General features: G+C 58.5%; 22 protein-coding genes. 10 read left to right on the forward strand and 12 right to left on the reverse strand.

What is annotated here, in order from left to right:
- Positions 1 to 35 precede the first annotated feature (35 nt).
- From J0X19_RS20455 to J0X19_RS20475, 5 genes are all read left to right on the forward strand, one after another.
- Entirely contained in the window at positions 36 to 971 is a 936-nt protein-coding gene (locus J0X19_RS20455) for a homoserine kinase (RefSeq protein ID WP_206986293.1), read from the forward strand.
- Positions 972 to 1,116: 145 nt separating this feature from the next.
- Positions 1,117 to 2,409: a threonine synthase gene (gene thrC, locus J0X19_RS20460; protein WP_206986294.1), complete on the forward strand. Its 1,293-nt coding sequence runs from the start codon at positions 1,117 to 1,119 to the stop codon at positions 2,407 to 2,409.
- A 103-nt stretch (positions 2,410 to 2,512) separates the two neighbouring features.
- Positions 2,513 to 3,202 (forward strand): c-type heme family protein, encoded by a 690-nt coding sequence (locus J0X19_RS20465; protein WP_206986295.1) that lies wholly within the window; start codon positions 2,513 to 2,515, stop codon positions 3,200 to 3,202.
- A 28-nt stretch (positions 3,203 to 3,230) separates the two neighbouring features.
- On the forward strand, positions 3,231 to 4,010 hold the full coding sequence (locus J0X19_RS20470) for a toxin-antitoxin system YwqK family antitoxin (protein WP_206986296.1): 780 nt from the start codon (positions 3,231 to 3,233) through the stop codon (positions 4,008 to 4,010).
- Between the two features lie 59 nt (positions 4,011 to 4,069).
- Entirely contained in the window at positions 4,070 to 5,338 is a 1,269-nt protein-coding gene (locus J0X19_RS20475; RefSeq protein WP_206986297.1) for a protoporphyrinogen/coproporphyrinogen oxidase, read from the forward strand.
- 57 nt (positions 5,339 to 5,395) lie between these two features.
- On the opposite strand, the gene J0X19_RS20480 is transcribed toward J0X19_RS20475, so the two are convergent.
- The 3 genes from J0X19_RS20480 to J0X19_RS20490 form a co-directional block, all read right to left on the reverse strand.
- A complete protein-coding gene (locus J0X19_RS20480) occupies positions 5,396 to 6,157 on the reverse strand; it encodes an exodeoxyribonuclease III (protein WP_206986298.1) in 762 nt (253 codons plus the stop codon).
- A gap of 98 nt (positions 6,158 to 6,255) precedes the next feature.
- Entirely contained in the window at positions 6,256 to 6,615 is a 360-nt protein-coding gene (locus tag J0X19_RS20485) for a hypothetical protein (protein ID WP_242583088.1), read from the reverse strand.
- A complete protein-coding gene (locus J0X19_RS20490) occupies positions 6,612 to 6,989 on the reverse strand; it encodes a carboxymuconolactone decarboxylase family protein (protein ID WP_206986299.1) in 378 nt (125 codons plus the stop codon). Before J0X19_RS20490 ends, J0X19_RS20485 begins: the two co-directional genes overlap by 4 nt.
- Before the next feature lie 201 nt (positions 6,990 to 7,190).
- Between J0X19_RS20490 and J0X19_RS20495 the strand changes: the two genes are divergently transcribed.
- The gene (locus J0X19_RS20495; protein WP_206986300.1) at positions 7,191 to 7,889 is read left to right on the forward strand and encodes a ComF family protein; all 699 of its coding nucleotides are present in this window, start codon (positions 7,191 to 7,193) and stop codon (positions 7,887 to 7,889) included.
- Between the two features lie 147 nt (positions 7,890 to 8,036).
- On the opposite strand, the gene gldJ is transcribed toward J0X19_RS20495, so the two are convergent.
- Both gldJ and J0X19_RS20505 read right to left on the reverse strand, forming a co-directional pair.
- Positions 8,037 to 9,275: a gliding motility lipoprotein GldJ gene (gldJ, locus tag J0X19_RS20500; protein WP_206986301.1), complete on the reverse strand. Its 1,239-nt coding sequence runs from the start codon at positions 9,273 to 9,275 to the stop codon at positions 8,037 to 8,039.
- 68 nt (positions 9,276 to 9,343) lie between these two features.
- Complete coding sequence (locus J0X19_RS20505) at positions 9,344 to 10,474, reverse strand: PorP/SprF family type IX secretion system membrane protein (protein WP_206986302.1); 1,131 nt, start codon at positions 10,472 to 10,474, stop codon at positions 9,344 to 9,346.
- 302 nt (positions 10,475 to 10,776) lie between these two features.
- Here J0X19_RS20505 and J0X19_RS20510 point away from each other — a divergent pair, with 302 nt between their 5' ends.
- From J0X19_RS20510 to J0X19_RS20520, 3 genes are all read left to right on the forward strand, one after another.
- On the forward strand, positions 10,777 to 13,860 hold the full coding sequence (locus J0X19_RS20510; protein ID WP_206986303.1) for an AsmA-like C-terminal region-containing protein: 3,084 nt from the start codon (positions 10,777 to 10,779) through the stop codon (positions 13,858 to 13,860).
- Between the two features lie 120 nt (positions 13,861 to 13,980).
- Positions 13,981 to 14,814: a DUF4382 domain-containing protein gene (locus J0X19_RS20515; RefSeq protein WP_206986304.1), complete on the forward strand. Its 834-nt coding sequence runs from the start codon at positions 13,981 to 13,983 to the stop codon at positions 14,812 to 14,814.
- A 172-nt stretch (positions 14,815 to 14,986) separates the two neighbouring features.
- Complete coding sequence (locus tag J0X19_RS20520) at positions 14,987 to 15,700, forward strand: hypothetical protein (RefSeq protein WP_206986305.1); 714 nt, start codon at positions 14,987 to 14,989, stop codon at positions 15,698 to 15,700.
- Between the two features lie 76 nt (positions 15,701 to 15,776).
- Here J0X19_RS20520 and J0X19_RS20525 read toward each other — a convergent pair whose 3' ends face one another.
- The 5 genes from J0X19_RS20525 to J0X19_RS20545 form a co-directional block, all read right to left on the reverse strand.
- Complete coding sequence (locus J0X19_RS20525; RefSeq protein ID WP_206986306.1) at positions 15,777 to 16,397, reverse strand: thioredoxin family protein; 621 nt, start codon at positions 16,395 to 16,397, stop codon at positions 15,777 to 15,779.
- A gap of 108 nt (positions 16,398 to 16,505) precedes the next feature.
- A complete protein-coding gene (locus J0X19_RS20530; RefSeq protein WP_206986307.1) occupies positions 16,506 to 17,009 on the reverse strand; it encodes a DinB family protein in 504 nt (167 codons plus the stop codon).
- 167 nt (positions 17,010 to 17,176) lie between these two features.
- Entirely contained in the window at positions 17,177 to 17,656 is a 480-nt protein-coding gene (locus tag J0X19_RS20535) for a DUF6970 domain-containing protein (RefSeq protein WP_206986308.1), read from the reverse strand.
- Positions 17,657 to 17,851: 195 nt separating this feature from the next.
- A complete protein-coding gene (locus J0X19_RS20540) occupies positions 17,852 to 18,253 on the reverse strand; it encodes a diacylglycerol kinase family protein (RefSeq protein WP_317194801.1) in 402 nt (133 codons plus the stop codon).
- Entirely contained in the window at positions 18,240 to 18,839 is a 600-nt protein-coding gene (locus J0X19_RS20545; protein ID WP_206986310.1) for a GNAT family N-acetyltransferase, read from the reverse strand. Before J0X19_RS20545 ends, J0X19_RS20540 begins: the two co-directional genes overlap by 14 nt.
- 180 nt (positions 18,840 to 19,019) lie before the next feature.
- On the opposite strand from J0X19_RS20545, the gene J0X19_RS20550 reads away from it, so the two are divergent.
- The gene (locus J0X19_RS20550) at positions 19,020 to 20,090 is read left to right on the forward strand and encodes a hypothetical protein (RefSeq protein ID WP_206986311.1); all 1,071 of its coding nucleotides are present in this window, start codon (positions 19,020 to 19,022) and stop codon (positions 20,088 to 20,090) included.
- Between the two features lie 152 nt (positions 20,091 to 20,242).
- On the opposite strand, the gene fumC is transcribed toward J0X19_RS20550, so the two are convergent.
- Both fumC and J0X19_RS20560 read right to left on the reverse strand, forming a co-directional pair.
- Positions 20,243 to 21,646 (reverse strand): class II fumarate hydratase, encoded by a 1,404-nt coding sequence (gene fumC, locus J0X19_RS20555; RefSeq protein WP_206986312.1) that lies wholly within the window; start codon positions 21,644 to 21,646, stop codon positions 20,243 to 20,245.
- A 124-nt stretch (positions 21,647 to 21,770) separates the two neighbouring features.
- Positions 21,771 to 24,794, reverse strand: coding sequence for a DUF7948 domain-containing protein (locus J0X19_RS20560; protein WP_206986313.1), 3,024 nt, complete (start codon positions 24,792 to 24,794; stop codon positions 21,771 to 21,773).
- Between the last annotated feature and the right edge of the window lie 75 nt (positions 24,795 to 24,869).

Genomic DNA, 24,869 nt, shown 5'->3' on the forward strand with positions numbered 1-24,869 from the left:
CGCGAAGCAAAGGCTTCGCGCTACAGTTTTACCTTATGCCTGATTCCAATTTTCTGACGCTGTACTCGCCGGCTACCGTGGCCAACATGGTGTGCGGGTTCGATGTGCTGGGGTTTGCCCTGGAAGCGCCCTTCGATACTATGCACCTGCGCCTGACCGAGCAGCCCGGCGTAACCATCACCCACGAAGACGACTTCAACCTGCCCACCGAACCGGCGCGCAACGTGGCCGGGGCGGCGTTGCTGGCGCTGCTCCGCGCGGCTCCGGCGGGTACCGGCTTTGAGTTGCGCATCAATAAGGCTATTCTGCCGGGCAGCGGCATTGGCAGCAGCGCCGCTAGTGCCGCCGGGGCTGTGGTGGGTGCTAATCAGCTGCTGGGCAACATTTTCAGGAAGGAAGACCTGGTGCGCTTTGCCATGTTTGGCGAGGAAGTAGCCTCCGGTGCCCAACACGCCGACAACATTGCCCCGGCCATTTACGGCGGCGTTACGCTCATCCGCTCGGCCGAACCGCTGGACATCGTGCCTCTGCAAGCCCCACCGCTGCATGTTACGGTGGTGCACCCCCAGATTGAAGTACGCACCGCCGACGCCCGCCAGATTCTCAAGCAGCAAGTCCCGCTGAAAGCCGCCATTCGGCAGTGGGGCAACGTGGCGGGACTGGTGGCGGGGCTGTTGAAAGCAGACTACCAGCTGATTGGCCGCTCCCTGGAAGATGGTATTGTGGAGCCGGTGCGCAGCATCCTCATTCCGGGTTTTGCCGCCGTGAAGGCGCGCAGTCTGGAAGCGGGGGCTTTAGGGGGCGGTATTTCGGGCTCGGGGCCGTCCATTTTTATGCTCAGCGAAACCCAAGCCACCGCGCAAGCCGTGGCCAACGCCATGCGGGAAGTATACCAGCAGCTCGGCGTCGATTTTCACATCCACGTCAGCACCATCAACACCACTGGCGTCCGGTTTTCAGCCGCCAGCTGAACATTATTCAAGCAATGTAGAGACGCGACACTTCGCGTCTCGGCGTCCGCGCCGTCAGGCTTGGCAGGCTGACTAAACAACGTCAGCAACGATGAGACGCGAAGTGCCGCGTCTCTACACTTCACTCTCGTAGAACCCTCGCTTTATGCGCTACTACAGCCTCAACCAGCAAGCTCCTACCGTTGACTTCCGGGCCGCTACCATTGCCGGCCAGGCTCCTGATGGGGGCCTGTACTTTCCTGAGCACATTCCGCAATTCTCGCCTGAGCTACTCGCCAACCTGAAGAACATGACGCGGGCTGACCTGGCTTTCGAGGTAATTCAGCCCTACGTCGGCGACGCTATTCCGGCAGACGTGCTGCGGCGTATTTGCGCCGAAACCGTTGATTTCGAGTTTCCGCTGGTGCCGGTTACCGGGCAGATAAGCGCGCTGGAACTGTTCCACGGCCCGACGCTGGCGTTCAAGGACGTGGGCGCGCGGTTTATGAGCCGCTGCCTGGGCTACTTCTCGCAGCAGCAAACGGCTCCCGTCACGGTGCTGGTAGCCACCTCCGGCGACACCGGCGGCGCCGTAGCCGATGGGTTTCTGGGCGTACCCGGCGTGGAAGTAGTTATTCTGTACCCCTCGGGCAAGGTCAGCCCCTTGCAGGAATTGCAGCTGACTACGCTGGGCCAGAACATCACGGCCCTGGAAGTGCGCGGCAACTTCGACGACTGCCAGCGGCTGGTGAAGCAGGCTTTCCTCGACCCGCAAGTATTAGCGCATCGGCAGCTGACGTCGGCTAATTCCATCAACGTGGCCCGCTGGCTGCCGCAGCAGTTCTATTACTGCTACGCTTTGCAACAGTGGGCCCACGATACGGTGCCGGTGGTAGCCGTACCGAGTGGCAACTTCGGCAACATCTGCGCCGGGCTGATGGCCCACGCCTCGGGTTTGCCTATCGGGCACTTTGTGGCCGCCTGCAACGCCAACTCGGCGGTGGCCGACTACCTGCGCACGGGCACATTTGCGGCCCGACCGGCCGTGGTTACGCTTTCCAACGCCATGGACGTGGGCAACCCCAGCAACTTCGGGCGCATTCTGGAACTGTTCGAGCAGCAGCACGCGGCCGTAAGCCGGCTGGTCAGCGGTGCGGTGGTGTCGGACACCGAAACCACGGCCACCATTGGGCGCGTGCATCAGCAAACCGGCTACCTGCTGGACCCACACGGCGCCGTAGCGTTCCGGGCGCTGGAAGACTACCTGACCGAGCACCCCGAAGCGCACGGCATTTTCCTGGAAACCGCTCACCCGGTGAAATTTCCGGAGGTGGTGGAGCCGGTTATCGGGGCCGAAGTACCGGTGCCCGTGGCGGTGCGCGGCCTGTTGTCGCGCACCAAGCAAAGCGTACTATTGGAGCCGGAGTACGCTGCGTTGCAGGAGTTTTTGCTGCGCTAAAAACCGGCTGCTGGCTGTTGACGAAACCAGAACGGCCTTTGGCGGGTAGTTGGGGAAGTGCGGCCGTTGTTGTCTCTTTGCGGCACTGCTTTTCCCTCCTGCCATGTCCCCCGTTTTCCGCCGACTTACCGCCACTACGCTGCTACTCACCGGGCTGCTGAGCGCCTGTAGCTCCGACCAGATTGAGCACATCAAGAACGGCAAGAAGATAGCGCGCGACCTGGAAAACATGACGGTGAAGCGCATTCTCCCCGCCGATTTGCTCCGCGCCACCCGTTGGGCCGGCGACTCGCTTACTCGCCAAGCCGACCGGGAGCTGCGGCAGGTGCTCAATGAAAAGCTGCAAGCCGGTGGCGTGGCGGCGGCCCTGCCCTACTGCCGCCCCGAAACCTTTGCCTCCGTTGATTCACTGGCGCGGGTGTTGCAAGCCACTGCCCGCCGCCGTACCGTCCGTCCCCGCAACCCCGCCAACCAAGCCCCCCTCACGCCCACCGACCTCGCGCCGGACACCGCCCGCCAGGTGGCCCGCACCGGCGCCGACGTTTTCACGTACCAACGGCCCATTGTGCTGAATGATGCGCTGTGCCTGCGCTGCCACGGTGAAGTCGGGAAAGACATTGCGCCAGCCGATTACGCGCTTATCACCAAGCAGTTCCCGCAGGACAAAGCTACCGGCTACCGGTTAGGCCAGGCAATGGGCGTGTGGCAGGTTTCTATGCAGCGGACCGGCGTAGCAGAGTTCTATACGATGAAAACCCGCAAAATCATGAAGCCTCGCAAGAAGCTGTTTTAGTGTTTCTAGCTGTTAGCTGTTTATTCCTGTGCGCTATTCCCTCCCCTCTTATTGGTGTTTAATTAGCCTGCTGGTTGTGCTGTTTGGCAACGCCGCGCACGCACAAAACCGCGTTCAGCTGCCTGCATTCGCCAAGCTGGACGAGTGCTACCGCATAGTAGGTAAAGACAGCGTGGTGTTCTTTTACTCGCTTGAATACAAGCTTACGCCACCCGGCTGCGCGGCCATCCGCCGCCACGTTCGGCTTGATAGCGCCGGCCGGTTCTTCGGCTACGTGCGCGACTATCGCCTCAGCAACAACCAGTTGCTACTACAGGCCGCGTACCGGGAAGGCAAATTAGAAGGGCAGATGGAATTGTATCACCCTACCGGCGAGCTGGCGGCGCGGGGCCGCTACCTGCAAGGCCAGCAGGTCGGCGACTGGGGGTACTGGTACCCATCGGGGAGCCGCCGGCAGGTGCTGAGCTTCCGCAACGGTCAGTACCCGCTCGTTCAGCAGTTCTGGGACGAAACCGGCCAGCAAACCGTCACGAATGGCACCGGCACCTGGTACCGCGACGAAGATGGGATGCGGCTGCAAGGGGCCGTGGTGGGCGGCGTGCAGGACGGGAAATGGTTTTTGCGCCGCCAACAAGATGCAACGGTAGTAGCACGGGAAGTTTTTGTGAAAGGGCGCTTCCGCAACGGCTTCCTGACCGACCAGCTAGAAGCCTATCAGGACGAGCCGCGCCTATCCATCAACGACTGGCAGGCGTATCTCATGGCCAACGAATACAAGCTCAATCTGGCCTGCTCCGGCGCCAATTAGCCGCTTCCTTACCGGGCTACCCCAACCTTAGCGCCCATTTTTCAGTTTCGGGTTGATATATGAACGTTCCAGCTTCCGCACAACTCCCCGTCGTTATCATTGGGGCCGGTATGGCCGGCCTGACCTGCGCTAATTACTTGCACCGTGCGGGCGTACCCGTGGTGGTACTCGAAGCCACCGAGGCCGTGGGCGGCCGGGTCCGCACCGACGTTACGGCCGACGGTTTCCGGCTCGACCATGGCTTTCAGGTCCTGCTTACCAAGTACCCGGAAGTGCAGCGCATGATGGACTATGGCGCCCTCGACCTGAAGGCCTTCCGCTCGGGTGCCGTCATCCGCCTGCCCGACGGGCGCGAAACCACGCTGCAAAATCCGCTGCAAAACCCCTTGGCCGCCTTCCCGGCCCTGACGTCGCCCATCGGCACCCTGGCCGATAAGCTCCGGATTCTCAGCTTGGTGCAGCACGTGCGCAACCACAGCAGCGAGGAGCTGTTGGCCCACCCCGCCACCGATACGCTCACGTTTCTGCGGCGCTACGGCTGGAGCGAACAAATCATTGATACTTTCTTCCGGCCGTTTTTTGGCGGTGTGTTCCTCGACCGAAGCCTGACCACCGCCAGCAACTTCTTCGAGTTTGTATTTCAGCAGTTCGTAGAAGGCGAAGCCGCCGTGCCGGCCTTGGGAATCCAACAGATTCCGGAACAGTTAGCCAAGCGCCTCCCGGCAGGTTCTGTGCGCCTCAACTCGCCCGTGGAAACCGTGGAAGGCACCACCGTGCGCCTGCGCGGCGGCGAAACCCTGGCTGCCGCCGCCGTAGTAGTAGCCACCGACGGCGACACTACGGCCCGCCTGCTGCCGCACCTGCCGCAGTTACATGCTACGGCCTGGCGGCGCACCACTTGCACATACTTTGCGGCTCCCGCTTCTCCAGGCCGCCAGGATAAGCTGTTGCGCCTCAACGCGGCGCCGGGCCAGATGGCTCATAACGTCTGCTTTCCGTCTGATGTGGCGCCGGAGTACGCGCCACCCGGCCAAACACTTGTTTCAGTGAGCACGCACGGCGAGCATCATCTACCGGAAACCACCCTCGTAGCCATGCTGCACGCGGAACTGATGCTCTGGTTTGGCGACGAAGTAGCGCAATGGAAGCACTTGCGCACCTACCACATTCCGCACGCCTTGCCCGTGTACGCCAACGGCCCGGCCCAGCACCAGGAGCTACAGCTCAGCTCCACCCTCTACCGTTGCGGCGACTACACCGCCTACCCCTCACTAAACGCCGCAATGGCTTCGGGCCGGCAGGTAGCTGAGCGAATATTAGGTTCGTAATCGTTCGTTTTTCGGCCTTTATCTAAGCTCGAAAAACGGAAAACTAACAACGAAAAACTAAATTCTTAGATAGGCCGGGCAATGGTCGGAATGCACGACGTCGGGGAGTAGCCCGGCTTCTATGATGCGGGGCTCCAGCGCTTTATCCACCAGCAGGTGGTCGAGGCGCCAACCCACGTTACGCTTGCGCGAACCCGCCCGGTAGCTCCACCAGGAATAGTGCCCGGTAGCGTCGCCGTGGTGGTGGCGAAACGAATCGGTGAAGCCGTCGGCCAGTAAGTCCTTGAACCACTGGCGCTCCTCGGGGGTGTAGCCGGGGCTGTTTTGGTTGGCTTTGGGGTTGTGCAGGTCGATGGGCGTCTGGCAGCAGTTGAAGTCGCCGCCAACCACCAGCTGCCGGCCTTCGGCCCGTAGCTGGTGCACGTAGCGCCGGAAAAAATGCAGCCACTCCACCTTGAACGCCTGCCGTTCCGGCCCACTGGTGCCCGAGGGCATGTACACGTTCAACACCGAGAAACTATCGTAGTCGAGGCGTAGCACGCGGCCTTCCGCATCGTAGAGCGGCGTGCCACAACCCGTTTCCACGTGTATGGGATGGGTTTTGGTGAACGTGGCCACGCCGCTGTAGCCGGGCTTTTCGGCTGGGTGCAGGTAGGCATGATAGCCCAGTTCCGTGAAGCCCGATACATCCAGCGCCTCGCGTCCGGCCTTGATTTCCTGTACGCACAGCACATCGGGCTGCGCCTCGCGCACCCAATCCAGCAGCCCTTTGCTTAGCGCCGACCGTAAGCCATTCACGTTATAGCTGACGATGTTCATTGGTTGAATTGTTGCTTGTTAGATAGTTGATTGTTGCGTAGCTGGCTGACTGTCTGAGAGCAACTAAACAATCAGCCATCCAACGATTCAGCCATTACCTATTCTTCTGAGTCGAAATACTCCAGCATATGCCACTTGAGGAGCCGCTCCTGCTCTTTCAGGCTGGCGAAAGGCACCGGCTGCACGAGGCGGTAGTGCGGCCAGCCTTCCTCGTCCACGCGTTCCAGCTCGTAGTGGCCCGAAAAGCTGAACAGCTTGCAGGTGGCAATGTGCATCAGGTCCTGCTTCTGCTCCTTGGTGAACGGCCCGGCGCCTTGGCCCAGCTCCTGCACCCCAATGAGCAACAGCAGCGCGTTCAGGTCGGGCTTCTTGCCGAACCGCTCGCGCATGTCGTTCATCAATTGCCACCACCGCGCCTCAAACTCGGCTTCGGTTTCCTGCGGATCTAGGTAGCTCATGCGTCGTGGGCGTGCAGCGGCGCGGGCTCGGTGGCTTCTTCCTTCAGGATTTCCCAATACTCCACGGCCCGCCGGAAGTGCGGAATTACAATGCTGCCGCCAATGAGATTGGCAATAGCGAATACCTCGTAGATTTCTTCATCGGTCAGCTTTTCTTCGTAGCACTTACCCAAGTGGTATTTGATGCAGTCGTCGCAGCGCAGCACCATGCTGCACGCCAAGCCCAGCATTTCCTTGGTTTTCACGTCCAGCGCGCCGGCTTGGTACGTGTTGGTATCGAGGTTGAAAAAACGCTTGATGACCTTGTTATCAGCCGCCATGATTTTCTCGTTCATACGCTGGCGATACTCATTGAATTCGGTTACTTGCGACATAAGTGAAGTGTATTTTTAGTTGCCTGCACCGTGTACGTGCTGGCAACGGGTCTATCTTCCAGGAAAGCGCCCCAGGTATTGTCTTTGGCAGTACAAACTTAGTTAAGTTTAAGAGGCCATCTTTTACCGCCTGGCTGCTGCCTTAAACCACCGCAGCCTGTTATTCATTCGTTATTACATCGTGGCTATCAGTAATCGACTATGCCTCTTCCAGTTATCCTGGCCGATTTCGTTGGCCTGATATTTCCCAAAGTATGCCTGGCCTGCGCCGAGCCGCTAAGCCGCGGCGAAGACCACATCTGCACCAGCTGCCGGGCCCAACTTCCCTACACCGACTACCACCTGCTGCCCGCCGACGCTAATCCGCTGGCGCGCCGCTTCTGGGGCCGCGTGCCCGTGCGTCATGCGCTCAGCTATCTGCGCTTTCTGCGGCGGGGCCGGGTGCAGCACCTGCTGCACCAGCTCAAGTACCGCGGCCAGCGCGACGTAGGTCTGGTGCTGGGCCGCTGGTACGGCCACGACCTGAGCCGCCAAGGCTTCCAGTTCGACTTAGTAGTCCCTGTTCCGTTGCACCCGCGCAAGCTAGCTAAGCGCGGCTACAACCAATCCGACCCGTTTGCCGCCGGCCTCGCCGAAAGCCTGGGTATTCCCTGGCAACCCCATGCCTTGCGCCGCCTAGAGCATACTGATTCCCAAACCCGAAAAAACCGCCTCGAACGGTGGCAGAACGTAGCCGAAGTATTTGAAACCGCCGACTTGGCCGTAGTCCAGGGCAAGCATGTGCTGGTAGTTGACGACGTGCTGACGACCGGCGCTACCCTTGAAGCCTGCGCCGCTGCCCTACTAGCCGCCGGGGCCGCCGAAGTCAGCATTGCCACCATTGCCAGCGCGGACCGTTAAAAATCAAGGATTCTGGTGGCGCCAGTTGGCTTGATTGACATCAATGCCTGCTACTTGAAATCAATAAAATAGAAAAGGCTGCCTCTCACGAGGCAGCCTTTTCTGTTAATAGTGCACAGTGTTCGTGCGCTTTTGATCCCGTACTTTTTACTTGTTGGAACCAGCGTTGATCATCGCGCAGCGGAAACCGATAGTAGCCGTAGCCGAATCTTCGCCCATGAAGCGGCGGGTGCCGGGCGAGAGCCAGTAGGCTACGTCGCGCCACGAACCACCTTTGTACACGCGCACGTGGTCGTCGATGAGCGACTGGTAGCCTTTCTTGTCGTATTTCTCAGCGGGGTCGAGGAAGCCGTTGCGGCGGAAGGGGTTCAAATCTTCCACATCTTCAAACGACAGCGGGCGGTAGATATCCTGCACCCACTCGTTTACGTTGCCGGCCATGTTGTACAAGCCGTAGTCGTTTGGTGGGTAGGCGTACACGTACTCGGTAATCATGGCGCCGTCGTTCAGCGAGCCGGCAATACCGGCGTAGTCACCGCGGCCACGCTTGAAGTTAGCCAGGAACTGGCCCATCTTGCCGCCGTACGGGTTCCGCACCTGCCGGCCATCCCAGGGATAGATACGCTTGTTTTCCTGGTTTTCGTTGCCAGTTTCCTGCGTACCAACGAGAGCCTGCGCGGCGTATTCCCACTCTGCCTCGGTGGGCAGACGGTAGTTCGGCAAGGTGTTACCGTTTTCGATGGCAATTTTAGCACCGCCTTCCGAAGTACCTTCGGCCGCGTCACCGCCCTTATTCTTTTTCTTGAACAGCCCGCCGCCGCCACCGCCGTCAGCATTGGCCGCCAGCGTTTCGTTTACCTTCGACGTACGCCAAGTGCAATAGTCGTTGGCCTGCAACCAGCTTACACCCACTACCGGGAAGTAGCGGAAGCCGGGGTAACGCAGGTAATAGTCTACGTAGGGGTCGTTGAACGACAGCTCGCGGGCCCATACGGTAGTATCAGGCAGGGCCGACTGGTAGAATTCCTCGGAAGAGTCCTTCCGGATGAAGTGCAAATATTCCAGCCAGTGAATGTTGGCAACCTCGGCTTCGTCCATGTAGAAGGAAGCAATGGTAACGGTGCGCTCCACGTTGTCGTGGGTCATGGTTACGTCTTCTTCCTGGGAGCCCAGCACCGTGCGGCCACCTTCAATGAAAATCAGGCCGGGGCCTTCCGGAATGCCTTTATAGTCGGCTACCTTCATGCCCTCCTCGGTGTTGTACTCCATGCCCGTGGTGGAGCTGTACTTACCGGGCTTGGTAGCGGTGCCATGGCCGTCTTTGCTACAGGAAGCCAGGACGCAGGCCCCTAGAACCGCAAAATGCAGGTACTTGGAAAAATTCATGATTTAGTATTAAACTACCTGTTAGAAAAGACTTTAGAAGAGGCAAAGTGCTGCAATAATACAAAATTTCAAAAGGCCGGACAAGGTGGCGCCGGGTAATTCTGCCGTTTTAGTCGGCGCCAAGCGGCATCCAGCGAATCAAACGCGCGAAGTGACAAAGATATTTCGTGCGCCCCACCCAATTCAGCACTCAACGCGCTGAGGCCTATATCGTAAGCATATCCTACCCGAAAGGCACCGACGGTAAGACCGGCAATAGCCGTCAGGATTTGCTGGGGCTTCGGGGCGCCGGGCAGTGGCACTCCCCGATACACCAGCCCGAGCGTGAGCGGCGTAACCGTCCCGTACAACCCCAGTTCGGCTCGCTCGGAGCCGCCTTGGCGCACGTAATGCACAGTAGGCGTCAAGCTGATTTCACGATACTGCTGCTTTTCGGTGCGGCGCACGAAGTAATGCTTGTAGCCGGTGCTCAACTCATACCGCAACGGCAGACTGGCTTGGGTCTGGAAGCCGATATCGGGCTGGTTGAGGTGCTGTCCCGCCAACGACACCCAGAAGTTTTCAGAGTAAAGCAACATGCCTACGCCCACGCTGGCGTAGTTAACTGGCTTGAAATCAATCAACTCCCTGGTGGGCATACTGGTAGAGCCATCTTCGGAAAGCTGATCACCGAACACAAGGTTGCCGTAGCTGATGCGCTGGTTGCCGTAGCTGGCCCGCAGTCCGCCGCTGAGCGCCAGGGTTTTAGTGAGCCGGGTATGATACGCATAGATACCACCTACCTCGAACCGGGTGTAGCCAAGGCCGCCGGTCCGGTCGTGGTTGACGAGCAGGCCCACCGCATTGTGCTGATCCTCAAACCGATAATCGGCAGCCAGCTGGCTGGTTTGGAACGTGCCGGCCAGCGTGGGAAATTGGTTGCGGTAACTGAGCGTCACGCTGGCATCGTCGAGGAAGCCAGCAAAGGCGGGGTTCTGGTGCAGACGCGAAGCATATGGCTGGGCGAAATACAAATCCTGCGCGGCGGCCGGCAATGCCAGCGCCAACGCCCCGGCCAGCAACGGCTGCCGTAGCGTGCGAGTCCCCTTATTTCTGCGTCCAATCTGCCCCATTCTCAACGTAATAAACGAGCGACCAACGGCTCCTAGTGCCCGGTCGAGGTTCTTTGCCGAAACTAAATTGCTGAATTTCTTGCTCATTACTAGAATATCGGGGCCATAAATCGATGAGTGGCCTCGTTTTCTGGCCCAGCACCCTGAGCCCACAAGATAGCACTGCTATTTTTGCAGCATACCGAAACAGCACCCCTGTTGTGCGTATGCTGCGGCGGTAGGTCGGCACGCAAACGTTGCCTCGGCGATTCTCAGGGCCGGTTCATTGAAAGTGGTGCTTCTTTTGCTGATCGGGGAGACTCCACTTCTTAGCCTACTTTCAACCTCCTGGTTGAAGCAGAGCTTCACCTTTCAGCTATTGATAACCAAGTACTAAGCGAAAAAACTATATGCGTAAATTTTGGATTGGCCTACTGATGTTGATGGTAGTATTGGTGGCGGGCGTGGCCCTCACGCCTATTCTGTTCAAAGATAAAATCAAGCAGGCGCTTGATAAACAGCTGGCCGAGCGGGTGAATGCCAAGGTGCAGTACGACCCCAAGAATGTGAGCCTGAGCTTGTTCAGCAGCTTCCCTGACCTGGCGCTGGGCATTGACGAGCTGCGCGTGATTGGGCAAGACTCGTTTGCGCGCGACACGCTGGCCTACCTGCCTTCGTTTCGGGTGGGGCTGGATTTGATGAGCGTGGTAAGCGGCGACCAAATCAAGATCAACAGCGTGACGCTGGACCGGCCCGACATCAGCGTGAAGGTGCTAAAAAGTGGCCTGGCCAACTACGACATCATGGTTTCGGACTCGGCCGCCGCGGCCAAGGGGCAGGACACCAGTCAGGTAAGCCTCGCCATTAAAGGCTGGGAAGTGAAAAACGGACGACTGCGCTACGAGGACCGCACTATTCCGTTCGGGATGGAGCTGCGCGGCCTCAACCACACCGGCTCCGGCGACTTCGCCCGCAACGTGTTCGACATGGAAAGTGAAACCAGCGCCGAGCAGTTCTCGATGACCTACGACGGCACCGAGTACGTGAGCAAGAAGAAGCTGACCGCCGACGTGACGATGGCCATGGACCTAGACAAGATGCTGTTCACCTTCAAAGACAATAAGGTGCAACTCAACGACTTTCCGGCGCAGTTTGCGGGTTCCATTGGGCTGCCCAACGCTACCGACATCACCTACGACCTGACGTTTAAGGCGCTGGCTACCGACTTCAAGAACATTCTGAGCTTGGTGCCGGGCGTGTATACCGAGCAGTTCAAGGACGTGGAAGCCGGCGGCACGGTGGCGTTTGACGGCTACTTCAAAGGCGTGCAAAACGAGGTGAAAATGCCCGGCTACGGCGTGAACCTGCAAGTGAAAAACGGCACGTTCCACTACCCACAGCTCCCCCAGGCGGCCAAAAACATCAACGTGGATATGGTGATGGACAACCCTTCGGGCTTCACCAACAACGTGAAAGTGAACGTGAAGCAGTTTCACCTGGACCTAGGCGCCAACCCGATTGACGGCAACGTGGCCATTGATGGGCTGGAGCCGATGAAGGTAGACGGCCGCGTGAAAGCCAACGTGGACCTGGCCGAAATGATGAAGGTGTATCCCGTGCAGGACCTGGTGCTGCGCGGCAAGCTGTTCGTGGATGGCACGGCAAAAGGGACGTACTCTGACAAGCAGATGCCGGTGGTGCAGGCCAAAATGAACCTGACCAATGGCTACGTGAAAAGCAAGCAGTTCCCGGCCCCCATCCAGAACCTGGCCGTAACGGGCACCGTCCTCAACCCCACCGGCCAGCTCAACGATACCAAGGTAGATATCAGCAACTTCCGGATGCTGCTTGATGGGGAGCCGTTGGAAGGCCGGGTGGCTACCCAAGGCGTAGATAAGCTGCGCTTTGATGCCGACGTGAAAGGCGTGGTGGATTTAACCAAGCTCACCAAGATTTTCCCGCTGGAAGGCATGACCGTAACCGGCCGCCTCAACGGCAACATTGCCGCTAAGGGCAATATGGCCGACATTGAGGCTGGGCGCTACCAAACGGTGGTGGCTTCGGGCACCGTGAATGCCCAGAACGTAACCTATAAGAGCCCCGATTTGCCGCAGGGCATGAAGGTGACTAAGGCTACGGCGAGCTTCAACAACGACAAGATTGTGCTGCAAAACATGAGCGGCTTCGTGGGCTCGTCGGACATTGCGGCTTCGGGCACCATCAGCAACTACATGGGCTACTTGTTTACGCCCGGCCAGCCGCTGCGCGGCAACCTGAACGTGAACAGTTCGCGCTTCAACGTGAACGAGTGGATGGTAGACGAAGTGTCGGCTAAGCCAACGGCAGGGGCTACGGCGGCCACCAAAGCGCCGGCCGCCGCTACCAAGGCCGACGGCGTGTTGCAGATTCCGAAATACTTCGACTTGGTGCTGAACTCGACGGTAGGGCAAGTGGTGTACGACAACCTCAAGCTCGACAACGTGAAGGGCACCGTAACGGTGCGCGACGAAGCCGCCATTCTCAACGGCCTCACGTTCAATACGCTGGGCGGCGCGTTTGCCACCAACGGTTCCTACAGCAGTAAGAACCTGGCGCACCCGAAGTTTGATTTTGGGCTGAACATCAAGAACCTGAACTTCCAAAATGCCTTCAATGCCTTCAACTCGGTGAAGGCTATGGTGCCACTGGCCGACAATTTGGAAGGTATTTTCTCCACCAACTTCAGCGTGAGCGGCGAAATGGGCCCCGACATGATGCCCAACTACAGCACGCTCACCGGCAAAGGCCTGTTTGAAGTGGTGCGGGCGGCGGTTAGCGGCTCGCCGGTGCTTACCAAAATCAGCAGCCTCACGCAGCTTCAGGAGCTGAAGAACTTCGCGGTGAACAACAAAGACGTGGCCGCCGAAATCATCAACGGCAACTTCATTGTGAAGCCGTTTGACCTGACGGTGGGCCAGATTAAAATGACGGTGGGCGGCTCCAACAACATCAGCAACGGCGGCCTGGAGTACGTAACGGCCCTGAACGTGCCCACGGGCAAGCTCGGCAGCCAACTCACCGGCCAGCTTACGCGCCTCACCGGCGTCACCGATATTAAAGGCACCGAGCGCGTAACGCTGGGCCTCAACATTGGCGGCACCGTGAGCAGCCCCCAAGTGAAACTAACCACTGGCAGCGTAAAGGCCCAGGCCAAGGACATTGTAACGAGCGTGGTACAGGCCAAGGTAGACGATGCCAAGCTCAAGCTGCAAGCCCAGGCCAAAGTGGCCCAAGACAGCGTACAGCGCGAGTTGCAGCGCCGCCAGCAGGAGCTACAGGCCAAGGCTCAGCAGGAAGTGGAAAAGAAGCGCCTGGAGTTGGAATCGAAAGCCAAGCAGGGCCTCAACAACCTGCTGTTTGGTAAGCCGAAGAAAGCTACTCCCGCCCCTACTCCACAAGACCCACCGAAACCAACGGAGCCAGCCGCTAAGGATAGTACAAAAACCAGTCAATAGAATTTTTTTGTACTTTAGGAGCACGAGCCGGCATGCTTGTTGCCTCCAGCGAAGCAGCTTGGCGGTCAGATGACATGCCGAGCTGCTTCTTTTATTTTCTACATTTCTTGTTACCTCTCCATGAAATTACGCCGCCTTCTCCCGCTGGTTCTGCTAAGTGCCGCTGCTTTTGCTGGTTGCAGCAAAGACGAATCCAGTAACTCCAAGCTGGAAGTCCGGCTGATGGATGGGCCGGGTGATTTTCAGCGGGTGGTGCTGGATGTGCAGAAGCTGGAAGTGCACCTCAAGGAAGAAAACGACCCCGAAGGCTGGAAGCTCCTCCCCTTCCAGGCCCAAACCATCAACGTGCTGGAGTACGTGAATGGCCGCTCGGCCCTGCTGGTCAGTACCGACTTCGAGCCCGGCGACCTAAAGGAAATCCGGTTGCTACTGGGCCCAGACAGCTACGTTGTTGGGCGCGACGGCCAGCGCTACGACCTCAAAACGCCCAGCGGCCAGACTTCCGGTGTAAAACTCAAGCTAGATAAAGCGTCGTTGCAGGCCCGCCAAACGTTTCAGCTGCTGCTGGATTTCGACGTGGCCAAATCCGTAGTGGAGCGCGGCAACTGGCGCCCCGGCAACGACAAGAAAGAGCGGTACCTGTTGAAACCCGTTATTCGGGTGGTAGCGCAGGATTTGCGGGCTAGCCTGCGCGGCACGGTTACGCCGGTGGCAGCGCTGCCGCAAGTGCTGGCCATTCGCTCGTCCATTACCGTACCGGATACGTTTAGCACCTCCGCCGATGCGGCCGGCGCGTTCCAGTTGAGCGGCTTGCCAGCCGGCACCTACCGGGTAGAGCTATTCCCAACAACTACCGCGCCTACCGGCCAGCCAGCTTACCGTAACATCGTGCGCTCCAACGTTAGCATCGTAAACAACCAGACCACCGACCTGGGCCAGATTCAACTGAACTAAATTCACTGAGTCAGCTTGAAATAAGAAGCCGCTTTCTTGCATAAGGAAGCGGCTTTTTTATGTAGTCTGAATAACTTTTTGTCATTCTCAAAGGCATAATAGTAAATAAACATCTATTAGGTGCTGCCGCTGTACCTTTAGTCCTACCCTCCTCAATTTATATATATAGCACATGAAACTACCTTTTATCTTTTGCCTTTCCCTTCTATCATTAGGTGCCTGCCAGCAAGACTCCGAGGAAGAAGTGCAGCCTGAGTATGCTGATTGGTATGCACTACGGGCTCCTGACGACCGAGCCATTGAAGCCGTCCACGGTGACATCGACGGGACTTTGCTTATTACGACTGGCTTTAAGATTTACCAGACAACCGACCGGGGCCGGACGTGGCGCACCGCTGATTATCAGAACAATAGCGGCTTATTTGGCTTTCTACAACTACAGGACACACTATTCGTCCTCAATACGCAGCGTGGTTCAGCATTTGATAGCACTACCGCCTATGCCATTCATGCGTCTCATTTCAGCTTAGACCAGGGCATGACCTGGAAGCGGTACATGGACTGGAGACGCCATACCAATTCCGAACTCAGCGTAGCGCGTAACCGAGCTACCTCTTCTTCGGGCCTTGAGTATTCCATTGACTTTCTGCTGACCCCAACATCGCCGCAATCCAGTGGTTCGTATGTTGAAACGGTAGGCATCAAGACATCAACGGGCAAACTACTAAGCTTGCCCCAAGAGCATCAACTAAAGAGCGTTTATTTTGATGCTTCGTCTCGGTTGTATGTAACTGGTTCGGCGCCGTTGTGCGGTCGTGGCAAGGATTTTTCCTTTTGCGGCGAGCAGAACGGAATGCTTTATGTTTCCAAAAAGCCTCAGCCCTAAACAGCATTGTTTTTCAGCCAGAAGCCCCCTTTAGCCACATGGCCAAAGGGGGCTTCTGGTTTGGGGTCAATGCCGGTTATTCCAGCCCTTGCACCAGCGCCAGCAACTCCTGCTGGGTGGCTTGGGTTTTGTCTTGCGCGTACCAGGCATGGATTTTTTCGGCGTACTCTTCGTGGGTGGCACCTTGGGCTTTGAGGTCGAGGAGGAGTTGCTGGGCGGTGGCGGGGCGAGGGCCCCACTGGGCAACCTCCGTCAGCGTATCGGGCTTGAGCACAAGTAGTTTCGGGATGGAGCGGCTGCCGTTGGTGAGGTACCGGTCCATGAGGTCGAGGTGCTCATCGCGCAGCACGTAGCGCGTAGTGAAGTGGCCGCCCGAAGCTTGGGCAATGGCTTCCAGCACGGGCACAATCTGGGCCGCGTCGCCGCACCAGCCTTCGGTGATAATCAGCCAGATGTAGTTTTGGCGCAGGTTGGCTACCGCTGCGGCCAGTTCGGGCAGCACCCATGTGGTTTTATCCAGGCGCTGCATGCGCTGCACGTTGAGGCGAGTGTAGGCCGTCAGGGCTTCCGACTGTTCGGGGCCGGTGGTTTTGTTGTCGGCCAGCGCGGCATCAACCAGCTGGCGGTAAGCGGTATACGTGTAGGCAGAAGCTAGACGATCTGGGGTCAGGACGGGAGCAACCAACGAGTCGGGCATGGCAGAAGAGGATGAATCGGATATGGATGGCTTTATAACAGACAAAAGCCTGTTTCGGTGGCTGAAGCATCAACCGAAACAGGCTTTTTTATCTGCTTACACTACGCACTACAAACTCGGCACATCGGCCAGAGCCGCCTTGGCCGACAACTCGCGGCAGTACGTGATGAAGTCGGTGTTGATGGGTTCGAGGCCCGCCGCCCGCAGCTCCTTGGCCACTTGGGCGCGGTGGTAGTTGGCATGTACCGGCACGTGCGTGAAAATGTCGGATACCTGGCTGGTGTAGGTTTCGCCAATGGAATTGGTGTACGAAATCAAACGCTGCAACTCGGTGTCATCGGCGTTGTTGACGTACTGCTGAAACCGCTCGGAGGTTTGCTCGTGCCAGTGGTGCAAAGTAGCCAGATCATGCTCCTGCCACACTTTTACGGGGCTGGGCGTGGCGGTGAGGCGGCCCAGCCAGATGGCCTGGGCATTGAGCACGTGGCTGAACAGGCGCAAGGCACCCGACGGAAGCGTGGCGCCGCCGGCTACTAATTTATCGAGATGGTCGAGCAGGGTGGCGTTGGCCCACACGTTGTAGGCCCCCAGCTTTTCGTTGGTGTTGATCATGGCAGTGAAATAGGTATGGCTTCTGCAAGAGCAATGGCAGGGTAATTCCGGCCGAAGCCCTTAACCGCAGATGCGCAACAATGGTTTATGGGAATCGCACAGACATTGAAGCTGCGCTGCAATATTACCAAGCAGCCGGCAGTTTCGTTGCCAACTACACAACCCGCTTACCGAGAATCTTGCCACACCAGACGTTCTTCGGTGCGGCGTTTTGCGAAATACCGGCAGGCACTGTTGCCGTCGCCCTTGCCCGTAATCCCGCCTTCGGGGTGGCAAATCAGCTTGCCGTTCTGGTCGTAGAGGCTGGTGAATTGGTCGCAGCAACCTAGGGTTTCGTAGTACACCACCTGACCTTCAAAGCGGTAGCGCATAATTCGGGCCGCCGGGTTCTGCGGAGGCTCGGCCGTTATTTGCTGAATGCGCTTCTCCAGCCAGCCGGGCCGGGCCGTGGTATCATACTGGGCCACGCCGCCATCGGGCACGGGGGTGGTGGTGTTTTTGGCAACCGGCGCGGGAGTGGAAATGATGCCGGTAGTACCCGCCGAGGGCGTATCGGTAGGGGTGGTGACCACCACATTTTTCTGGCAAGCCGCACCAAGCAACAGCACAGCCACGGCGGGCAACGAGAGGAACGTAGAAGAGCGCATAAGGCGAAAGAAAGAGGCGCGAGAAGAAGGTGAGCCCGCCAAATAGCAAAGCCCAACGGTCAGCTTACGCCCCCCAAGGCGTAGGGTTCGGTTATTAGGGTAGGAGGGTGCGAGGGTAGGAGCGTGTAGTGAAGCCTCGTCTTTCTAACCCGTACCTCCTACCCTCGCACGCTCGCACCTTCCTACCTTCTTACCCTAATAAATTAACGCCCACACCCGCGGGCCGAATATCAGTAATCCTACTATAAGGGCCGCTACGGCTCCTATCAGTACGGCGCCAGCGGCTACGTCTTTGGCCCGGCCAGCCAGCGGGTGATACTCTGGCGACACCAAGTTCACGACGGCTTCAACAGCCGTATTTGCCAGTTCCAGCCCCCAGACCAGCCCCACGGCCAGCGCCACCAGCGCCCATTCCGTTGGGCTCAGGTGGAAGTAGAACCCCAGCCCCACCACCAATACCGTAGCCACCGCGTGAAACTGCAAGTGAATCTCTGAGCGCAACGCGGCCGCCACGCCCCGAAACGCGTAGCCGAAGCTGGCTGCCCGCTGGCGCAGCACCGCCGGAAACCGCCGCGGCTGGGGGCTAGGCGGATTCACGGGCATCGAATTCGTGAAAAGTACCTTGGCGCAGCACGTTCCATTCGGGCTTGATGACGCTGAAAATCACGGTGTCGCGGCGGCGGCCGTTTTGCGTGTACCGGTGGCTGCGCAACGTGCCTTCTTCCACGGCTCCCATCCGGCGCATGGCCTCCTTCGACTTCTGGTTGTGAGCATCGGTTTCCAACTCCACCCGCTCGCAGCCCAGCACCTCAAACGCGTACCGAAATAGCAAATACTTCACCGCCCGGTTCAGGCCGGTGCGCTGGAAGTCGGTACCCAACCAGGTATAGCCAATCGACAGCCGGGCATCCTCAGCGGCTATGTTGTAGTAGCTGGTGCTGCCCGCCACGCGGTTGGTTTCCTTGTCGATGATGGCAAACGGGTACCGGAAGTGGGCTTCCCGGCCCTGCACGGCCGCCGCAATGTAACCGGCCAGGCTAATCTTGTCGTCGGCACGGGTGAGGGTGAACTGCCACAGCTCGGGGTCGAAGGCTACAGCTTGCAGCGCCTCGAAATCGGTGGCCGCCAAAGGGCGCAGCAAGGCCCGGTTATTTTCGAGAATGATGTCCTGCGAGAAATCCATACGAAACAGTGCGTGAGGATGAACCACTAAAGATGCCCGAAAAAAAAGAAACACTACGTACTGCTTTTAAAGTAGCTGCTACTAGCAGCACCTTCGGCAAGCTTTAAAAATGCCCACTTGTTGGACTTTCAGAGTATCTTGACTACCACATTATACACTCCGGCATTTTCGCTCAGTTATATGCTCCGCTCTGGCTTTACATCTGCTACCAATAGTTTAGAACTGGAAATTCAGAAGGCGCTGCGAGAGCCCGACCCCGTGTTAGCTAACCTGCAAATCACTCGTTGCCATTACTTATTGGCTCAGGCGTTGCAGGGAGTACTAGGTGATGGTGCCGGCGCTAATTTTCATTCCTGGGCCGTATGGGGGTCGCGCAAAGCCGGAGTCACTATCAGGCAAGAGGACTTAGACCAAGCCCGCCGCGACGGAAGTGTGGTAGGCAGTAGTATAGGCGGGCTGGTTGGGCTAGGCAGTGGCTGGTTGCTGAACTGGCCGCACGCATGGCTGCCAGCGGCGGCGCTCATAGGGGTGGGGTGCGGCCTGGCCAGTGGGCGGCTTATTATCAGCCATAGCAGGCGGCGCTCTGCTAGTCTGATTCTGGCCGGAAACCGCACGGTGCTGGAAGACATCGGCATGCAGACAGTTCGGTTCGTGCGTTGGCTCACTGCATATCCACAGGGCACAACGCCTGCCTTGGCCGACTTTCTTGAGGGGTTAGGCCGCAGCACCTCATCAAAGCAAAATCTGCTTGAGCAGGCGTTTACGCAGTATTTTAGAGCCCACACAACCCGTACTATTTCTGAAAAGCAACAGGCTACTTACCTAGGCAATTGCTTTGCCGTTTGGCACGAGCATGTGCGCTTGGAGCCCTATATCCAGGGAGCCATGCCCCTGATTATCCGGCGCTGTGTTACGCAACGGCTGCTGCAATTCGACATTGGCCCACTTCGACTGGCCGTCGCGCAGGATGTACCGCATACGCTTCTTAGCACCAAACCAACTGGTGCATTATCCCTGGAATCGGAAAGTGCCATGCAATTGCTGCGTACTGTCAGTGGCACTACCGTAAGTAGTTCTACCTCATTCGTAGGCACTGCTGCTCACGACTGGACCAAGATTAAGGAACGAATGCGCTATGTCTTCGCTCTGTTTAAGGCTTTCCACGCAGAACCTCAAGTATGCTCTGCGCCCTACAGCTCCTTGCAACTCGATGCCATTGCAGCAGGTCAGCGGCCGGCCGGCACCTTGTGATTCACTATTTGCCAGCGTGTTTCCTCGAACGGTCATAGCCAGCTGCTACTCCTTGAAAACCGCAACGTGGCGCTGGCCAACCATCGTGTATATGGTTGACCAGCGCCACGCTGTACTGCCTTCAATTGGCCGCTTTGCTGGCGGTGGTTAGCTTACTTCTTGATTTCGCCTACCATGTCTTCGGGCTTCAGCCACTCGTTGAACTGCTCTTCGGTGAGGTAGCCGAGTTGCAGGGCGGTTTCCTTCAGCGTCGAACCGTTTTTGTGGGCGGTTTGGGCAATTTCGGCGGCTTTGTAGTACCCGATGTGGGGGTTGAGGGCCGTTACCAGCATCAACGACGAATCCACGTGCTTTTTGATGTTCTGCTCCAGCGGCTCGATGCCCACGGCGCACTTGTCGTTGAAGCTCACGCATACGTCGCCGATAAGGCGGGCTGAGTGCAGGAAGTTATAAATCATCACCGGCTTGAACACGTTCAGCTCGAAGTGGCCGTTCATGCCGCCAATGTTGATGGCTACGTCGTTGCCCATTACCTGCGCGGCTACCATAGTCATGGCTTCGCACTGGGTGGGGTTCACCTTGCCGGGCATGATGCTGGAGCCGGGCTCGTTATCCGGAATGTGCAGCTCACCAATGCCCGCGCGCGGGCCCGAAGCCAACAAGCGGATGTCGTTGCCGATTTTCATCAGTGAAGCCGCTACCGTTTTCAAAGCGCCGTGGGCTTCCACAATGGCATCGTGAGCGGCTAGTGCTTCAAACTTGTTTTCGGCCGTGATGAAGGGCAAACCGGTGAGGTCGGCAATGTGCTTGGCTACGTTTTCAGAATAGCCCTTGGGCGTATTGATGCCCGTGCCCACCGCAGTACCGCCCAACGCCAGCTCGCTGAGGTGAGCCAGCGTGTTTTTAATGGCGCGCAAGCCGTGGTCGAGCTGCGACACATAGCCCGAAAACTCCTGCCCTACCGTCAGTGGCGTGGCATCCATGAGGTGGGTACGCCCGATTTTGACGATGTGCATGAACTGCTCGCTCTTGCTTTTCAGCGTGTCGCGCAGCTTCTCGATGCCCGGAATCGTGGTTTCCACCAGAATCTTGTAGGCCGCAATGTGCATGGCCGTCGGGAAGGTGTCGTTGCTGCTCTGGCTCTTGTTCACGTCGTCGTTGGGGGCCAGCACCTTCTTCTCGTCGGAGAGGCTACCACCTTGCAGCACGTGGCCGCGGTAGGCTACCACCTCGTTCACGTTCATATTGCTTTGCGTGCCCGAGCCGGTTTGCCACACCACCAGCGGAAACTCCTTGTCGAGCTTGCCTTCCAGAATTTCGTCGCACACGCGGCCAATCAGCTCGGCTTTGTCGGCATCCAGTACCCCGGCGTCGCGGTTGGTGAGGGCTGCAGCCTTCTTGAGGTAAGCAAATGCGCGGATGATTTCCTTGGGCATCCGGTTGATGTCCTGCGCAATCTGGAAGTTGTCGATGGAGCGCTGGGTCTGGGCGCCGAAGTAGGCGTCGGCCGGCACCTGCACGGTGCCCATAGTGTCTTTCTCGGTACGAAACTGCATACAGGAAGGGGGGTTGCTGGTTGTTAGTTGCTGGTTGTTGGCGCCTGGGCGGAAGCAAGTTGTCCGCTCAGGTACCAGGCCTTATCCGCTGCGAAAGTACGGAAGGCACGCGGAAGGCCCCACGCTACTTCACTACTTCCACCCAGCCTTTCACGTAGGGCGTGCAAAACCGCTGATTTTCCAGCGTGTAATAGTACACCCCGGCGGGCTGACCGGGTCCCCAGTCGTTGCGGTAGTCATCGGTGGAGTACACCTGCCGGCCCCAGCGGTTGTAGAGGCGCAGGCGCGTACCGGGCTCCATGGCCGTGGCGTCGGAAGGCCGGAAGGTGTCGTTTTTGCCGTCGGCGTTGGGCGTGATGATGTTGGGCGGCGACACCGGCCGCAGCAGGGTTACGTTCACCGCTTTTTCCTCGACGCAACTGCCCTGCGTGATGCGTACCGTGTAGCGGCCAGACGTGGTAGCCACAATACTAGGCGTAGTTGCCTGCGTCGACCAGAGGTAGGTACTGCCCGGCTCGGCCGTGGTTTTCAGCACCACCCCGCCCGCAATGCACCCCGTGGTATCGGGGGTGATGGTGGGCGACGCCACCAGCCGGACGGTGGTACTGTCGCGGGTGAAGCAGCGGCCGTTGTCTACCGTTACCGAGTATTTGCCGGGCTGCGTTACCACAATGCTGGCCGTGGTAGCACCGGTACTCCAGCGGTAGGTAGTGCCAGGGTTGCCGGCATTCAGCGTGAGCGAGCCACCGGGGCAAATAGCGAGGTTGCGAGGCAAGGCCACCGTAGGCTTGGCTTTCACGCGCACCGTTACGTAAGTGGTATCGTTGCGGGAACAAGCCAGGCCAGTACCCAGCGCCACCAGCCGCACCCGGTAGGTGCCCGGGTTCTGGAACACGTGCACCGGGGCAATAGCGGTATCCTGAGCGGAGCCATCGGCAAAGTTCCAGCGGAAACGAGTGCTGCCCACGGTGCTGTTGATGAAGGCAACCCGCGAAGGAGCACACGCCGAATCGACGGGGGCCACAGCTGCCTGTACCGAGGTGCCAGCACCGGAATTTTGGTCGATTTTGAATACCAGCACATCAAGCCCGCCCGCCCGCGAAGTACGAGCATACGCGGTACTGGTGGTCGGAAAGACACCATTCGTGCAGTAGCTCTGGTAAAGCCGGCCTTGCTCATCAATCCGGTGCGAGTTGGTATGCACGTGCTGGCCAGTCGGACCAAAGTAAGAGCCAAATAGGCGGGTTGTGCAATCGGCGTCGAGCGTAGTGGTGTAAAAGGCCCCTGTAGTGCTATTGGGCAATGGGTTGACGATTGGCAAGCCAAAATCACTGCTGAGGCTCCCAATATGGACGTTACCGCAGTCATCAACTTTAAACGACTGAACTGTTAGAGTAGCACCGTTCAGGGGTTTGGCCAGAAACCGTTGTGTGGTAAGCGCGTTATTTAAGCTCGCTACAAAAATCCGCCCGTTTGGGCTTGTTAGTGCGCCGGGCGTAGCATTTAGCGTACCCAGAGCACTGCCGCATACCACTATATTTCCGGCCGCATCGGCATCTACGTGCGTTATGGCATCGGTCCCATTCACCGACCCGAAGAACGTAGAAGCAAGGAGCGCCCCGCCGTCGGCCCGCAAACGAGATACAAACGCGTCGCCGGGGCTGGCGTATACGGTGCGAAATGCACCGGGTGTTACCGGAAAGTCGGCAGCATTGGTGGTGCCCGTTACCAGCACGTTGCCATTCTGTTCCAACTCAACTGCCGTGCTGGTTTCAGTACCAGAAGCGCCCCCTAAAAAGGTACTCCACTGTAGCGTAGTCATGGAGGCGTTCAGGCTGAGCACAAACAGGTCGGTGCCGCCTATGGTACGGTCGTACGCGCCGGCGGTGGTGGGAAAGTTAGGCGACGAGGTGGTACCAACCACCACGGCCCCGGCATTGGTTACGGCCAACTCAACCGGTAAATCTGCGGCGGTACCGCCCACATAGGTTGAGCCTAACAGAGCGGTTCCGGTGGCGTTCAGGTGCGTGACGGCTAAGTCAGTTCCACCATTAGAAGAAGCATCGTAGCAGCCCGTAGTACGCGGAAAATCCACGGAAAAGGTATTGGTAAGCACGTACAGCTCGCCGGCGCTATTGGTACGCAACGCCCGGACCTCGTCTGAGTTGGTTCCGCCCAGATAGGTAGCGTACAACAGCTGAGAGCCGGTGGGATTGAGCTTGCTGATGGCCACATCGGTACTTCCCTGGTACGACACCTGGTAGGCGCCGGGCGTAGTCGGGTAGCCGCTGCTCTGCCCGAAACCAGCCGTATAGATATTACCCGCATTATCGTAGCCAGTGGCTGCGCCCCACACCCCTCCCGTACTGCCAGAGTAGGTGCAGGCTACCACCGCCGGGTCAATCACCAGGGGCTGCTGGTGGTCGTAGCCCTGCGGAAAATCATAGTGCAAGGTGTTGTTGCTGAGGCGGTAGCGGCAGGGCACTTGTCGGCGCTGCCCACTTACCAGCTGATACGCATACGGGCGTTGCTCCACTACGTCGGTTACGGAGGTGTGCACCAGCAGCGAACCATCGGCTTGCAGCTTTAGGCCGTCGGTACCGCGGTAGCGCAGGGCAATGGCGGCGGGCCGCCCGCCGGGCTGCACAATGAAGTCGTACTTGAGGCTGCCTTTTTCGGTGCCGTACACGCGTAAATCGGTACCGGGGTAGAGGCTGGCGTAGCGCACCTCCTCGAACAGCGCTACATGGCTGGCCCAGCGGCTAGGATCACTGCCGATAAAATAGTTGTGATACGCTGGCAGGGGCTGCTGCCCCACCGATTTTGCGGTGGCCGACGCACCCACAAAATCAACGAATACTGCGTGGCCGTGCACTGCCACATCAGCGGCGGGCTGGTGGGTTTGCGTGGCTTTTTCAGCGGCATCGTGGGCAAGTTGCAGGTCAGCGGCGCGGCGCCAATCGTACACCAGGCCGGTGGCAGTTAGAAATACGCTGCCCCCTGGCACCTCGGCCCGAAACTGCACCGGGGCGGCCCATTGACTTTTGTTTTCAACGAAGCGGGGGCCGGAAGCAGCCTGAGATTCTACGCTGCCAAGCACACACAGCATGCCCAACACCGGCCGTAGCCACCGGGTAGAAAAGTACATAAAAATCAACCTATAGAGTGGGAGTAAAAGAGGTGTAAAATACTTAAATCGGCAGCGCACCTGCTAGTACTTAAC

This window comes from Hymenobacter telluris, from assembly GCF_017313265.1.
GTDB classification, from domain to species: Bacteria; Bacteroidota; Bacteroidia; order Cytophagales; family Hymenobacteraceae; genus Hymenobacter; species Hymenobacter telluris.